Source organism: Citrobacter meridianamericanus, assembly GCF_041320245.1.
Classification (GTDB): Bacteria; Pseudomonadota; Gammaproteobacteria; order Enterobacterales; family Enterobacteriaceae; genus Citrobacter; species Citrobacter meridianamericanus.
Genome location: NZ_CP101036.1, coordinates 3,834,482 through 3,849,719, shown reverse-complemented (window position 1 = coordinate 3,849,719; position 15,238 = coordinate 3,834,482). Strand labels below are relative to the sequence as shown.

The 15,238-nt window shown below is 52.5% G+C and carries 11 protein-coding genes; 5 read left to right on the top strand and 6 right to left on the bottom strand.

From position 1 onward, the window contains the following. The 4 genes from NMD08_RS18945 to NMD08_RS18930 form a co-directional block, all read right to left on the bottom strand. Positions 1-621, bottom strand: coding sequence for a DUF2291 family protein (locus NMD08_RS18945; RefSeq protein WP_151218714.1), 621 nt, complete (start codon positions 619-621; stop codon positions 1-3). Between the two features lie 43 nt (positions 622-664). After that, positions 665-1,600 (bottom strand): D-ribose ABC transporter substrate-binding protein, encoded by a 936-nt coding sequence (locus NMD08_RS18940; protein ID WP_043015525.1) that lies wholly within the window; start codon positions 1,598-1,600, stop codon positions 665-667. A gap of 125 nt (positions 1,601-1,725) precedes the next feature. Further along, complete coding sequence (locus NMD08_RS18935) at positions 1,726-3,246, bottom strand: glycerol kinase GlpK (protein WP_151218715.1); 1,521 nt, start codon at positions 3,244-3,246, stop codon at positions 1,726-1,728. A gap of 339 nt (positions 3,247-3,585) precedes the next feature. Next, positions 3,586-4,536, bottom strand: coding sequence for a sugar-binding transcriptional regulator (locus NMD08_RS18930; RefSeq protein WP_187252848.1), 951 nt, complete (start codon positions 4,534-4,536; stop codon positions 3,586-3,588). Positions 4,537-4,897: 361 nt separating this feature from the next. On the opposite strand from NMD08_RS18930, the gene NMD08_RS18925 reads away from it, so the two are divergent. Together NMD08_RS18925 and NMD08_RS18920 are read left to right on the top strand one after the other, a co-directional pair. Continuing rightward, a complete protein-coding gene (locus tag NMD08_RS18925) occupies positions 4,898-5,728 on the top strand; it encodes a transketolase (RefSeq protein WP_370618764.1) in 831 nt (276 codons plus the stop codon). Next, entirely contained in the window at positions 5,721-6,656 is a 936-nt protein-coding gene (locus NMD08_RS18920) for a transketolase family protein (protein WP_151224904.1), read from the top strand. The genes NMD08_RS18925 and NMD08_RS18920 overlap by 8 nt, the downstream gene beginning before the upstream one ends. A gap of 3 nt (positions 6,657-6,659) precedes the next feature. On the opposite strand, the gene entD is transcribed toward NMD08_RS18920, so the two are convergent. Continuing rightward, entirely contained in the window at positions 6,660-7,283 is a 624-nt protein-coding gene (gene entD, locus NMD08_RS18915; protein ID WP_278238641.1) for an enterobactin synthase subunit EntD, read from the bottom strand. 49 nt (positions 7,284-7,332) lie between these two features. Next, positions 7,333-9,606, bottom strand: coding sequence for a TonB-dependent siderophore receptor (locus NMD08_RS18910; protein WP_210904802.1), 2,274 nt, complete (start codon positions 9,604-9,606; stop codon positions 7,333-7,335). A 253-nt stretch (positions 9,607-9,859) separates the two neighbouring features. Between NMD08_RS18910 and fes the strand changes: the two genes are divergently transcribed. Genes fes through entF form a run of 3 tightly spaced genes read left to right on the top strand, consistent with a single transcriptional unit; the run spans position 9,860 to position 15,213 of the window. After that, entirely contained in the window at positions 9,860-11,077 is a 1,218-nt protein-coding gene (gene fes, locus NMD08_RS18905; RefSeq protein WP_370618762.1) for an enterochelin esterase, read from the top strand. Positions 11,078-11,107: 30 nt separating this feature from the next. Beyond that, positions 11,108-11,326, top strand: a complete 219-nt coding sequence (locus NMD08_RS18900) for an MbtH family protein (protein WP_151218720.1) — start codon at positions 11,108-11,110, stop codon at positions 11,324-11,326. Further along, on the top strand, positions 11,323-15,213 hold the full coding sequence (gene entF, locus NMD08_RS18895; protein ID WP_370618760.1) for an enterobactin non-ribosomal peptide synthetase EntF: 3,891 nt from the start codon (positions 11,323-11,325) through the stop codon (positions 15,211-15,213). The genes NMD08_RS18900 and entF overlap by 4 nt, the downstream gene beginning before the upstream one ends. Positions 15,214-15,238: the final 25 nt, after the last annotated feature.

Sequence of the window (15,238 nt, the reverse complement as noted above, 5' to 3'; positions counted from 1 at the left end):
TTATTGTCCTCCTACGGATTCAATTTTCGCTGGTGTAATAACCGGGATGGATTCTGGAATCTCCCACTCAGAAAAAACACCATAAACGTGCACTGATTCTCCGGTTTTAAGTTGCGCAGATTGGACCATCTTTATTGCTTGTTCGTTAATTCCTCGACCATATTCACCAAATAATACCTGGTCATTGAAATCACTATAACTTGCGCCTTTAAAGGCATCGCGTAATTGTGTGCCGCGCAGCGTCGGACCAATCTGCACAATAATGTTGTTGCCGCTTTTATCGACGATGGTCATTTTTCCACTACGAGAGGCGGTATCAAGATTGCTAATTTTTCCCTCCACTTGTACGTAAAAGATGCAGGGATTCTCTTCCTGAGAGCGATAGCCGAGATTTTTACAGGCGCTGTCAAAATCTTTTTCAGCATGCAAGGCCATTAATAAATCGGCCACCGGACGAGCCTGCCCGACAATTTGCGGGACAATCTTGTTTTGCCACGTTTGGGCTATATTACCCATGTGTGGATTCGGTGGCGACTTGAGGTCCGCAAGTTCCTGCTGCGAGACGATGCGACATCCTCCCACGGTCAGCACGACCAGCGCAAGCCAGGCTTTCTTAGACATAATGTTCTCCTCTGCGCCTCCTGAGAGGCGCAACAACCCGGGATCAGGACTTGATATTGAAATCCTGCACTTTATCTGCGTTTTCTTTAGTGATAAGAATTCCGCGGAACATGACGCGTTGTTTTTCTGGTTTTATGCCTTTTTGCAGGTAGTTATCCAGATCGGTAACTCCTTGCGCTGCGATAGCCTGTGCCTGGAGCATGACGGTCGCCTGTAGAGTGCCAGCTTTCACTGCATCACGTTCGTCGTTGCTACCGTCGATACCGACCACGACCACGTCACTGCGGTTCGCCGCTTTTAATGCAGCAATAGCCCCCAGTGCTACTGGACCGTTACCGCAGATAATACCTTTCACGTCCGGGTGGGCTTGTAGGATGCTGTCCATAATACGTTTACCGTCGATAAGCGTGCCTTTGGCATCCTGTCTGGCGACACTAACCATATCCGGGAACTGATCAATAACCTGGTGAAAGGATTTGGAGCGCGTAACACAATTATTATCGGCAAGGTTACATGTCAGTTCAGCATATTTACCTTTTTCACCCATTTTCTCGACGAAAATATTTGCAACTTCTGAACCAGCCTGGAAGTTATTATGGGTAATTTGCACCAGTGCAACATCATCAACGGGAATTTCACGGTTGATCAATATGACGGGAATTCCAGCTTTTTTCGCTTTTTCAATTGCCGCAACGCTGGCCGTTGAATCTGCATTATCCAGAACAATACCCTGGACTTTTTTGCCGATTGCCGTATCAATCAATTCATTCTGTTTTTTTACATCTTCACTGTGCGACAAAATTGTGGTTTTGTAGCCTAGTTCCTGGGCTTTTTCACTGGCACCTTTTGCTTCTGAGGCGTAATACGGATTATCCAGTGAATTCACCATAATCATGATTGTCCCTTTTTCCGCTGCATGAGCAGTAAAAGACAAAGCAGTCAGGGTTGCAGCAGTTAACAGCGTTAAACGTAATTTCATGACAATGTTCTCTCTGTGTTGTTATTGTCGGGTACGGTGAAACAACGTAAAGCCTGAGTTTTTTATGATCCGGTGCCCTCCTGTATATGTGGTAAATAACGTCGCGTGTTTTCCCTGGCGAGGTATCAGGCGGACGGGGCCGGTTTCCATAATGTTCTGTTTACCGCATGGCGCCATTCCTGCCATCTTTTTTGCAACCGATGATGGCGATCCATGTCGGGTTTAAATGTGCTATGTACGGTTAAAAAAGCTTTTAAATCAGTCAGTGAGCCAGGATAAAGCGCTTTACGCGCCAGTAATGCCGCGCCAATGGCGGACAGTTCTGGCACATCGCTACGCATAACCGGATAACCAAGCAGATCTGCCTGATATTGCATTAGCCAGTCGTTTTTGGTGGGGCCACCGTCAACCATTAATGCCGTTAACTTGAAATCATCGTGCTGCTGCATGGCAACTACAACATCGGCGATTTGATAGGTAATCGACTCAAGTGCGGCACGGATCAGATGAGCACGTTTAACTCCCCGACTGAGTCCGCAGATAACTCCACGGGCACTGTCATCCCACCACGGCGCCCCAAGCCCGGTCAGTGCTGGCACAAAATAAACGCCGAGGGTTGAATCAACAGAGGCGGGAAGGGTGTTGAGTTCGTTTGCCAGTTCGGCATCCGAAAGTTCGCTCAAACCCGTACTGTCCGCCATCCATGCCACCGCATCACCCGTGTGCGGGATATTGCCCTCCAGACCGTATATGATGCTATTGCCATCGTGCCAGGCGATGGTGGTAGCCAGAGCGTCAATATCGCATTGGGCTGATTTGACCGGCGCCATCACTGATGACCCGGTACCATAAGTTGCTTTAACGCATCCCATTTCGCCAAGAGCATGACCAAACAGAGCGGCATGTGAGTCACCCACCATCGACATCACAGGAATGCCGTCTGGAATGCCATCCAGTCCACGAGTATGACCAAATAATCCACTGGAGGGTTTTATTTCCGGTAAGGCGACACGCGGAATGTGGAAGAGTGCCAGCATGGCTTCATCCCACTCTCCAGAGTGCAGGTTTAGCAACTGTGTGCGGGCTGCGTTGGAATAGTCACAGCAGAAGGTTTCACCAGCGGTTAAATTCCATAGCAACCAACTGTCGATCGTTCCCAGGCAAATTTGTCCCTGCGCAGCCAGCTGTGGGCCATCGGTCACGGATTCCAGTAGCCAGCGCATTTTTGATGCGGAGAAAAGTGGTGCGATTGGCAGACCAGTGGTTGATTTTATTAGTTGTTCTTTATTTTCATGCCGCAGTTCCTCGCAGTAAGCCGCACTGCGCGTACATTGCCAGGTGATTGCGGAATTTAGCGGTCTGCCAGTCTGGCGATACCAGCCTATGGCGGTTTCACGCTGATTACTAATAGCCAGTGCTGCGACGTTTTCAGCACCAACATGATTCATAGCTTTGGCTATGACGCTAATAGACGCATCAATCAACGCCTCCCCAGATTGTTCAACCCAGCCATCCCGGGGGGTCTGAATCGCCAGTGGCTGAGAAAACTTTGCGACCACATTGCCCTGTGCATCAAGCGCGATTGCTTTGGCGTTAGTTGTGCCTTCATCCAGCGCAATGATGAACTCTTTCTTCGCTGCACACATAGATTATCTCCTGAGTCACATTGCGTCCCGGTTTAGAGGATAAAACCCTCTCATTGTCGCGTCATTACTGCATCAGGCCTGGCTGTGACATCGCTTTTTTAATTATTGAATATATATTCGGTATTGATTATTTATTTAATACCTTAGCTACAATCTTTCCGTTGGGCTACAGAAAAAATCATCAATTGTGCTGAGAATCACACTTACACAGACGGGACAATAACAGAAAAAAGAATAAATTAAGGCGAGGTGAAACCTTTCAGTCTATTGAAATATATAGATTTTAGTCACTGCCTTTGCTTTTTATCTTTCGTGCAAAGGCTACCAGCGAATTAAGGGTCAGGAGGTGACCAGCATACGGGCCGTAGGATAGTCGGTAATGAGCACGTCGATATAACCTCCGTTCAACGCCCCTTTAATTGCCGCGACTTTGTCTGTACCGCCAGCAAGCGCCACGACATTCGGGCATTTTTTTACCTTGTCCAGTGCCATGCCAATCACTGGATCTTCGTCATCTTGTAATACCGGCTGTCCCTCGTTGTCGTAGTAATGCAGGCAAATGTCCCCGACCGCGCCGCGATCGGCCAGTACCTGCAACATATCTTCGTGGTAGTAGTTACCTGATGTTTTCAGCAATTGGGATGGTTCGAGGATCCCGACGCCAACAATGGCGATGTCGACATTATCAAAGCGTGAAATCACATCGGCGACATCTTTGCTGGCAACGAGACGGTTTTTCTCTTCAACCGAACCTTCGATACTCTGAGAAGGAAGTAGCCAGGCTTCACAATTCAGATGTTGCGCCAGCGTCTGCGTCAGAATTGTGGCTTGTACGTTGCCGTTGGGACCTACGCCGCCCAACAATTGAATTACGCCGCCGGCTTTCAGATTCTGTGTATGGACTTCATCCACCATCGCTCGGATAGTCGAACTCCATGAGGAAACGCCCACCAGGTCTTTGGGGCGCAATCGGGTTTCCAGATAGTGGGCTGCGGCAGAACCAATGGCGCGTTTGATGGTGTGGTCGCTGGCATCCTCTTCGGTATCAACCACTATGGCCTGCTTAATGCCGTAACGTTCCTCGATCCCTTTTTCAAGATTCAGGAAGATATTTGAGGGCTGGACAACGCTGATTTTCACCACCCCTTCTTTCTGACAGCGGGTGATGGCGCGGGAGATAAACGACTGAGAAAGCGAGAGAAGTTGAGCAATATCGGACTGTTTGCGTCCTTCAAGATAGTAAAGGGTAGCGATTTTAACCAATAGCCGTTGTTCGTCCTGCTTAGCCATATATTTCCCCGAAAATCATTTACGTACCGCCATTATCTTAATGCGTTTTATCATACGCGAAAATTGAAGACAGGTAAGTGTGATAAAGCTCTAACTTTAACCAATCCTCAAAAACAGCTATGGACAAATACGAAAATTAGGTTGCATAATTGAATAAAGAATCATTTATGAATATATATTCATAGTGGTGACAGGTCAACTTATTATTACCAGCGTCAGTGTGGTCGCGGTAAGGAGGCAGAATGTACCTGAGTATGATACAAGGGCGTAAGCCTGATGATGTGACGTATGGGAAATTCTGGTTTTTTTAGTCCTATACGGAATAAATATTCCACATTGAAAATAAATTCAGAGGTGCTAAATGAATCCCTGGAACTATGATATCCAGACTCTTGAGCGCAAAGCGCGGGCGGTTCGCCGTCACATCGTCAGATTAAATGCTAACAGTCCCGCGGGTGGGCATACTGGTGCGGACCTGTCTCAGGTTGAACTGTTGACGGCACTCTATTTTCGGATACTCAATGTCGCTCCGGAGCGTATCGCTGATGAAGCTCGGGATATCTACATCCAATCTAAAGGTCACGCGGTGGGCTGTTACTACTGTGTTCTGGCGGAAGCGGGTTTTTTCCCCGTTGACTGGCTGGAAACCTATCAACATGCCAATACCCATCTTCCCGGACATCCGGTTCGCCAGAAAACGCCTGGTATTGAACTGAATACAGGTGCTCTGGGCCACGGTTTACCTGTTGCGGTGGGACTGGCTCTGGCTGCGAAGAAAAATAACAGTTCACGCCGCATCTTTTTAATCACAGGTGATGGTGAACTGGCCGAAGGAAGTAACTGGGAAGCGGCACTGGCTGCTGCTCATTATGGCCTCGACAACCTGATCATTATTAATGACAAGAACAATCTTCAATTAGCCGGACCGACTCGCGAAATCATGAATACCGATCCGCTTGCCGCAAAATGGCAGGCATTTGGTATGACAGTGACTGAATGTCAGGGGAATGATATGGCGTCGGTTGTCGCCACTCTGGAAGGACTTAAGCAGGAAGGCAAACCTAACGTCATCATTGCCAATACCACGAAAGGCGCGGGTATATCGTTTATCCAGGGGCGCTCTGAATGGCACCATCGGGTGCCAAAAGGTGAAGAGATCGAACTGGCTCTGGAGGAGTTAAAAGATGAGTAATGCAGAACACCTCGCAAACGTCATGGTTCAGGCGTTCATTGATGCAGTTGAAAAGGGGGTTGACCTGGTTCCGGTCGTAGCGGACTCGACATCAACAGCGAAAATTGCTCCTTTTATAAAGCAGTTTCCTGGTCGGTTGGTCAACGTAGGTATTGCTGAACAAAGCATGGTTGGAACGGCGGCAGGACTTGCTCTTGGCGGTAAGGTAGCCGTCACCTGTAACGCTGCGCCATTTCTGATCTCTCGTGCCAATGAGCAAATTAAAGTCGATGTTTGCTACAACAATACCAATGTGAAGCTATTCGGTCTTAATGCCGGTGCCAGCTATGGCCCGTTGGCGAGCACTCACCATTCGATCGATGATATTGCCATTATGCGAGGCTTCGGCAATATCCAGATTTTCGCCCCATCTTCGCCACGAGAGTGCCGACAGATTATCGATTATGCGATTGGCTATCAGGGACCGGTATATATTCGTCTTGATGGAAAAGCACTGCCGGAACTTCATGACGAGAGTTACCGTTTTGTTCCGGGGGCGGTGTTGACACTGCGCGAGGGGGAACATGTGGCGCTGGTGGCAACTGGCTCGACAGTTCATGAAATTGTTGATGCCGCTGCGCTGTTGGCTGATGCAGGTATTCAGGCGAAAGTGGTCAGTGTACCTTCAATTCGACCATGTGATACCAAAGCTCTGTTATCAGTATTACAGGGCTGCAAAGCGGTGATTACCGTAGAAGAGCACAATATTAATGGTGGGTTGGGAAGCCTGGTGGCAGAAGTACTGGCTGAGGGCGGAGTCGGGGCAGTGTTAAAGCGTTTAGGTATTCCGGATGGAGAGTACGCAGCGGCAGCGGATCGTGGCTGGCTACGTCAGCATCATGGTTTTGACGCCGCAGCTATCGCTGCTCAGGCGCGAGACCTGCTGTGACGTTCACACTGTTGCCAGTGTGATTACATCATTGCCCGAGAACCGCCATTGCACGCGATACATTTGGCTGTGAGCACGTAGTATCATTTGGTTGTGTTGCAACTCAACGATTTGATACTGCGAAAATCCGGCGTTTGCCTGTTGTGATGCCAGGGTTACTTTAAAAGCACTTTCTTTGGCGGAAAATGCCAGTGTGAGAGCCTGTTCCACTGTCAGGCCGCTATTGGCCAACCACTCTTTTTCTGTATTGGTGACAATACTACTTAACAGTTCGTTCGCGGTTTGCAGCGTAAATATAGTTTCTATATCCAGCCCGACGGGATGCGTCGATACCGTCGCCAGGGCAATTGTTGCGCAATGACTGATGCTGCCAAACAGATTTTGCGGCCACAACGGTTGGCGTTGTGCGCCGATGCCGGGTACGGCTTTGTGGCCAAATTCACGCAGCGCGTGCACGGCGGCAATACGGCCTGCCAGGTGCTCGGCTTTACGCTTACGTCCACTGGACAGAAGTTGAGTGTGGTGGGGCAGCCAGAGCATGTCGTGCTCATGGAAGCTGTCGGGATCGAACTCGACAACGTGCAGCGTATGGTCTGCGAAGGTGAGTGGTGTGTGAGTTGTGCGCATGATAGTGATGAGTTCCCTCTCCCCGCAGTGAGGAGAGGGAGAAACGTTATCAGAAGTGCGTGTTAACGCTCATGAACCACGTGCGGCCCGGTTCGTTATAGGTGTGCGCGCCAGCGCCCGCCATATAGTTCCCGGTGACGATATCACCCGTGGTCTGGGCATTACCTTCACGCCACAAACGTTTATCAAAGACGTTATCCACGCCGCCGGTCAGGCTGACGTTTTTCGTCACGTCCCAGGTCGCACTCAGGCCGACGATACTGTACGGACTAACTTCGCTGGCCGAGCTGCCGGTCACCGGTTTACCCTGGTAATCGTATTTCTTAGGCTGCTGTTTGCCATACCAGGTGAAGGTTGACTGCAGCGACAAATCTTCGCGTGCCTGCCAGCTCAGGGTCGAATTCAACGTGTATTCAGGAATAATCGACAGGCGCTCGCCGGTCTCTTTATTCTTACTTTGCAGCATGTAGGTGATGTTGTTGGTCCAGGTAACGGTTTCGCTAACTGGCACGTTCAACGTACCTTCCAGACCCTCAACCACCGCTTTAGGAATGTTTTCCCACTGATAGATATCGGTGTAAGTCGTCTTTCCTTTATTGGTGATAGACGTTCTGTCGAAAGGTACCGTACCCGCTTCAATCTTGTTGCGATAATCATTGCGGAACCAGGTTACCCCGGCCAGCCAGCCGTCACGTTTGAACTCAAGACCAATCTCTTTATTGATACTGGTTTCGGCCTTCAGATCGTCATTGCCCATCATGTAGCAACCAATACCGGTCGCGGAGCCGGTGGCGTAGCAACCCTGCCCCTTGCTGTACAGAATGTAATTCGGGTTGAGCTGGTACAGACTTGGCGCTTTATAGGCGCGCGCAATGCCCATTTTCAGCGTAAAGTCATCTCCCAGACCTTGGGACAGGTTCAGAGACGGACTCCAGTTGTCGCCGACGATGCTGTGATGGTCGAAACGTAGACCCGGCGTCAGCATGGTGCTGTCGGTCAGTTCCATGTTGTTTTCAGCAAACAGAGAGAAAATCTCTGCGTCTGAGTACGGGCTACGGTTGGTGCTGCTCGAACCTGGAATATCACCGCCCATAAAGGTCTGTGAATTGGACAACATATCCTTCATGCGCTGCTGATTCCATTCGGTACCGAGCGTCAGGTTTTGGTTGACCAGCAGATCTAACGGAATGCTGACCTCACTGTGCAGCATGACGTCACTCAGGTCGGCGTCGAGATATTTTTGTGACGCATTCGGGTCGAAGATCCCCTCAGTACCGCCCGCCAGACCTTCCGGCGTACGGGAGTTACGCGTATGTTCGTACTGTACCCAGTTGCTGGTGGTGACGCCGTTATCCCAGCCACCATTCCAGGTCAGAGAGTAGTTCTGGCGGTAAAGACGGTTGGTCTCTTTCCCGTAGTTATCTTTCACCAGTTGGTTGGTGTTGGTGTTTTGGGTGTCACCCGCATAAAGATTGCCTTGACGGCTATAGCCAGCTTCCAGTTCCAGTGACTGGAGCGGGGCGAAATCCCAGCGAACCACGCCGTTAATATCTTTGTTGATCACCCCTTCACGACCGGCTGGTAGGGTATTTGAATATGTGCCGGTACGTTCTGACTGATGACCCTGGTTGATGTCCCATGCGTCGGCCTGGGTTTTATCGAGATTACCGTAAAGACGGAAGCTGAAATCTCCGCCCATTGGACCATTCAGGCTAAAGTTGGTACGTTTGGTCGAACCTTCGTCTTTGTGTTCCGGGGCATTGAAATAGGTATCCCAGGAGCCGTGCCATTCGTTGCTGCCTTTTTTGGTGATGATATTCACCACGCCGCCAGCCGCACCGTTGCCATAGCGTGCCGCGGCAGGACCGCGCAGCACTTCAATACGCTCGATCATTTCCGGCGGCACCCAGGCGGTATCGCCACGGGTATCACGCTCGCCGCGCCAGCCCTGACGCACGGAGTTGCGGCTGGTGACCGGTTTGCCGTCGATAAGAATCAGGGTGTTTTCCGGCCCCATACCGCGAATATCGATCTGGCGGTTGTTGCCGCGTTGGCCGCTGGTTGAGTTACCGGTCAGGTTAACGCCTGGCATGGTACGGATGATTTCCGACACGTCGCGAGCGGGAGGATTCTTACGGATTTCATCAGCGGTAATGGTTGAAACGCCCGGCGCCTGCAGGTTCTGCTGGGCGGCGGTAACCACAATAGTGTCTTCATGAGAGACTGCGGCATTCTCGGTTTGATCTTCTGCCATTGCTGGCAGGGCTACCCCGTAAATCCCTAAATTGACCAATAAGGCCAGTGAATGAATCTTGTTGTTCATTGTTTGTCCTGCTGTTCTTTTAGCCACGAGTACCAATCTGCCGTAGTACGGCATTTGGCCTGATGTCGCCCGTATCCGCGTAAACCCTCCATTCCAGAAAAAGTACGCAGCGTCAGGTCGGTTTATAAGTGGTGAAAAACTGTGCGCGCTTCCCACAGCGCGACAATACGCTATTGCAAATGCAAATAGTTATCAATAATATTATCAATATATTTCACGCTAAATCATAAAATTTCACAATAAACATGGGGTTATGGCGGTGACGACGTTAATGATGGGAAGCGAGGCGTGGTGGCAGTCGAAAAAGGGCCCGGAGTGGGAGCGTGAAGACAACGGAAATTATCGGGTAACTTTTTGGTGGCGTGACCCGCAGGGAACGGAAAAAGAGTCCGCTATTCGTCGCGTATGGGTCTACGTCACCGGCGTCACCGATCACCATCAAAACGCGACCCCTCAGTCGATGCAACGCATTGATGGAACAAATGTTTGGTGCTGGCGTATTTCACTCAGCGCCAACTGGCGCGGCAGTTACTGCTTTATTCCAACAGAACGAAACGATATTTTTGCTGCGCTGGCAGCGGGCGAAGCGCCTGACCGAACCGTGCTGCGTGAAGGCTGGCGAAAATTGCTGCCGCAGGCCATTGCCGATCCGCTTAATCCACTGAGCTGGCAGGGCGGTCGTGGTCACGCGGTGTCTGCGCTGGAGATGCCGGAGGCTCCCGTACAACCTGGATGGGATCGACCTGAAAACCCCGGTTCTCCCGCAGTTTGCCTGCAATGGCGTAGCGGCAGGCTTGGCAATACGCGCCGCGTGTGGGTGTTTACCACCGGTGATGCCCAACCGGAAGCACGTCCGTTGGCTATCCTGCTGGACGGACAGTTTTGGGCGCAGAGTATGCCGGTCTGGCCTGCGCTAACTTCACTTACGCATTGCGGACACCTCCCTCCCGCCGTTTATCTCCTGATTGATGCCATCGATACGGCTCACCGCAGCCACGAACTGCCGTGTAATGCCGATTTTTGGTTGGCAGTACAGCAGGAGCTATTGCCGCTGGTGAAGGCGACGACCGCGTTCAGTGACGACCCGCAGCGTACCGTGGTCGCCGGGCAAAGTTTTGGCGGGTTGTCATCGCTGTATGCCGGACTGCACTGGCCGGAACGCTTTGGCTGCGTACTCAGTCAGTCTGGATCTTACTGGTGGCCGCATCGCGGTGGTCATCAGGACGGAGCGATCGTCGAGCAACTGAAGACCGGGACCATCAGCGCTCAGGGGCTGCGGATTGTCCTGGAAGCGGGGATACGCGAGCCCATTATTTTTCGTGCAAATCAGGCGCTATATGCCCAGTTACCCTCTGCGCCACAGTCTATTTTCTGGCGTCAGGTTGATGGTGGACACGATGCGCTTTGCTGGCGCGGCGGTTTGATGCAAGGGCTAATGACGCTCTGGCAGCCGCTTACCGACACGATTTAACCGGACGATGTTCCACGACAGGAGTTGAGTATGGAATTCAGTAATCCCTTCGATAATCCGCAGGGTCAGTTTTACATTCTGCAAAATCCCCAACGCCAGTTTAGTCTTTGGCCGCAACAGTGCTCACTTCCTGCTGGCTGGAAGGTCGTGTGTGAACCCCAATCCCAGGAAGCCTGCCAGCAATGGCTGGATGCAAACTGGACCGCGCTGACGCCAGCGAACTATGTCGATGTGCAGGAGGCTCCATGACTCAACGTTTACCGTTAGTGGCGGCTCAGCCGGGGATCTGGATGGCGGAAAAACTCTCCACATTGCCCTCGGCGTGGAGCGTAGCGCACTACGTAGAATTAACCGGCGAACTGGACGCGCCGTTGCTGGCGAAAGCGGTTGTGGCTGGCCTGGAGCAGGCCGATACCTTGCGAATGCAGTTTAGCGAAGATAACGGCGAGGTCTGGCAATGGGTGGATCCTGCGCTCACTTTTGCGCAACCCGGAATCATCGATCTGCGCGAAAAATCCAACCCACATGAGGTGGCGCGGGCGTTGATGCAAGCTGACCTGCAGCAGGATCTGCGTGCTGACGGCGACAAGCCGCTGGTTTTTCATTTGCTTATACAGGTGGGAGACAAACGCTGGTATTGGTATCAACGTTATCATCATCTGCTGGTTGATGGCTTCAGTTTCCCGGCTATTACCCGACAGATAGCCGCAATTTACCGCGCATGGCTGCACGGCGAGTCAACGCCAGACTCACCGTTTACGCCGTTTACTGAGGTGGTGGAAGAGTATCAACAGTATCGTCAAAGCGATGCCTGGCAACGCGACGGCGCATTCTGGCGCGAGCAGCGAAAACAACTACCACCACCGGCTTCGCTGTCGAACAAACCGTTGCCGGGGCGATCGGCCAGCGCGGAGATTATTCGCCTGAAGTTAACCGCGCCTGAAGGCGTGTTCCGCCAGCTTGCGGCACGCATGCCTGATGTTCAGCGTGCGGATCTGGCTCTTGCGCTGGTGGCGTTGTGGCTGGGACGCTTATGCAGCCGAATGAATTATGCCGCTGGGTTTATCTTTATGCGGCGCATGGGCTCGGCGGCGTTGACGTCCACAGGACCGGTTTTAAACGTTCTGCCGTTTGGCGTGCAACTGGATGCGACAGAAAGCTTGCCTGCGCTTGCACAACGACTGGCCGGACAGTTGAAGAAAATGCGTCGGCATCAACGTTATGATGCCGAACAAATCGTTCGCGACAGCGGGCGTGCAGCCGGGGCCGAACCGCTGTTTGGCCCGGTGCTGAACGTGAAAATATTCGACTATCAGCTGAATATTCCCGGCGTACAGGCGCAAACCCATACGCTGGCGACAGGGCCGGTGAATGATCTTGAACTGGCATTGTTCCCGGATGAAAACGGCGGGCTGAGTATTGAAATCCTGGCCAATAAACAGCGCTACGATGCAGCGACGCTGGCGCAGCATGCCTCGCGTTTAATCGCGCTTATTGAGCAATTTGCCGACAATCCGTCGTTATGCTGCGGCGACGCTGAAATGTTGTTGCCGACAGAACATGAGCTGCTGGCGAAGATTAACGATACGAGCGTGGAGATCCCGTCCACTACGCTGAGCGCGCTGGTGGCGCAACAAGCCGATAAAACACCGGATGCCCCGGCACTGGCCGATGCCCGCTATCAGTTTAGCTATGGCGAAATGCGCCAGCAGGTTGTGGCGCTGGCGAGCCTTCTGCGTGAACGCGGCGTACAGCCGGGTGACAGCGTTGCCGTGGTATTACCGCGTTCCGTGTTCCTGACGCTGGCGCTGCATGGCATTGTTGAGGCGGGAGCCGCCTGGCTGCCATTGGATACCGGATACCCGGACGATCGCCTGCGGATGATGCTCGAAGATGCGCAGCCAAAACTGTTGATCGCGACCGAGGAACAACTGGCGCGCTTTAGTGATATCCCTGGCCTGGAAAGCCTGTGCTACGACGCGCCGCTGCCAGCAGATGATGCAGCTCCGTTGGCGCTATCTCGACCCAATCATACGGCCTATATCATTTTTACTTCCGGTTCAACCGGCAGGCCAAAAGGGGTGATGGTTGGGCAAACCGCCATCGTTAACCGTTTGCTGTGGATGCAAAATCACTATCCGCTGACCGCAGATGATGTGGTGGCGCAAAAAACACCGTGCAGTTTTGACGTCTCGGTATGGGAGTTTTTCTGGCCGTTTATTGCCGGGGCAAAACTGGTCATGGCAGAACCTGAGGCGCACCGCGATCCACTGGCGATGCAGCAGTTTTTTGCCCAATACGGGGTGACGACCACGCACTTTGTTCCTTCTATGCTGGCTGCTTTTGTCGCTTCATTGACGGCGGAAACGGCGCGGGAGAGTTGTGCCTCGCTGAAACAGGTATTTTGTAGCGGTGAAGCCTTGCCTGCAGACTTATGCCGCGAGTGGGAACAGTTGACTCATGTGCCGTTGCACAATTTATACGGGCCAACGGAAGCGGCGGTCGATGTGAGCTGGTATCCGGCCTGGGGGAAAGAACTTGCCGCCGTAACCGGCAACAGCGTGCCGATTGGCTATCCGGTATGGAATACTGGTTTACGTATTCTGGATGCCATGATGCGACCGGTGCCTTTCGGCGTGGCGGGCGATCTGTATCTGACGGGGATCCAACTGGCACAAGGCTATTTGGGCCGTCCGGATCTGACGGCGAGCCGTTTTATCGCCGATCCGTTTAACGCGGGCGAACGCATGTATCGTACCGGGGATGTGGCGCGCTGGTTGGAAAATGGCGCGGTGGAATACCTCGGGCGCAGCGATGACCAGCTTAAAATTCGCGGACAGCGCATTGAGCTCGGTGAGATTGACCGGGCGATGCAACAAATGCCTGACATCGAACATGCCGTTGCCCATGCCTGCGTATTCAACCAGGCCGCGGCGACAGGCGGGGATGCGCGCCAACTGGTGGGGTATCTGGTGTCGCAATCGGGTCTACCGCTGGAGACGTCTGCATTACGGGAACGTCTGCGCGAAAAACTGCCTGCGCACATGGTACCAGCGGTATTGTTACAACTGGCGGAGTTGCCGCTTAGCGCGAACGGCAAACTGGATCGTAAAGCGCTACCCATGCCGCAGTTGACGTCGCGTACTTCCGGGCGCGCGCCGCGAGCAGGGACGGAGACAACCATCGCGCAGTCTTTTGCGGCCTTGCTGAATTGCGAGGTGAATGATGTAGAGGCTGATTTCTTTGCGCTTGGCGGGCATTCACTGCTGGCGATGAAGCTGGCAGCGCAGTTGAGCCGCATTTTTGAGCGTCAGGTAACACCCGGGCAGATTATGGTGGCTTCTACCGTGGAACGACTGAGTGCATTGCTGGAGAGCAATGATGATGAACAGTCGCAGCGTCTGGGATTCGAGACGCTGCTGCCACTGCGTGAAAGTCACGGTCCAACGTTGTTCTGCTTCCATCCGGCGTCGGGTTTTGCCTGGCAGTTTAGCGTGCTGTCACGTTATCTCAGCCCGCAGTGGTCGATTATTGGTATTCAGTCTCCGCGACCGGATGGCCCGATGCAGATGGCGGAAAACCTCGATGCGGTATGCGAACATCATCTGGCAACGCTACTCAGTCAGCAGCCTCATGGCCCCTACTATTTATTAGGTTATTCACTGGGAGGGACGCTGGCGCAGGGAATTGCCGCGCGTTTACAGGCCAGAGGTGAGACGGTTGCCTTCCTGGGGCTGCTGGATACCTGGCCGCCGGAGACGCAAAACTGGCAGGAAAAAGAGGCCAATGGTTTAGACCCTGCCGTACTGGCGGAGATCGAGCGGGAGCGTGAAGCGTTTCTGGCAGTACAGCAGGGGAATGCGTCGGAGGTTTTATTTACCGCTATCGAAGGCAACTACGCTGATGCGGTTCGCCTGCTCACGACGGCACACAGCGTGCCGTTTGCGGGCCACGCCACGCTGTTCGTTGCTGAGCGTACCTTAGTGCCGGGCGTCAGCCCTGAACGTAGCTGGTCCCCGTGGATATCCAGTCTGGATGTTTACCACCACGACTGCGCGCATGTAGATATTATCTCCCCTGCCTCGTTTGAGGATATAGGGCCGATAATTAATTCTCGAATCAATAATTCGATGTAACAAAGCCATTCTTGCTATCGCGGCG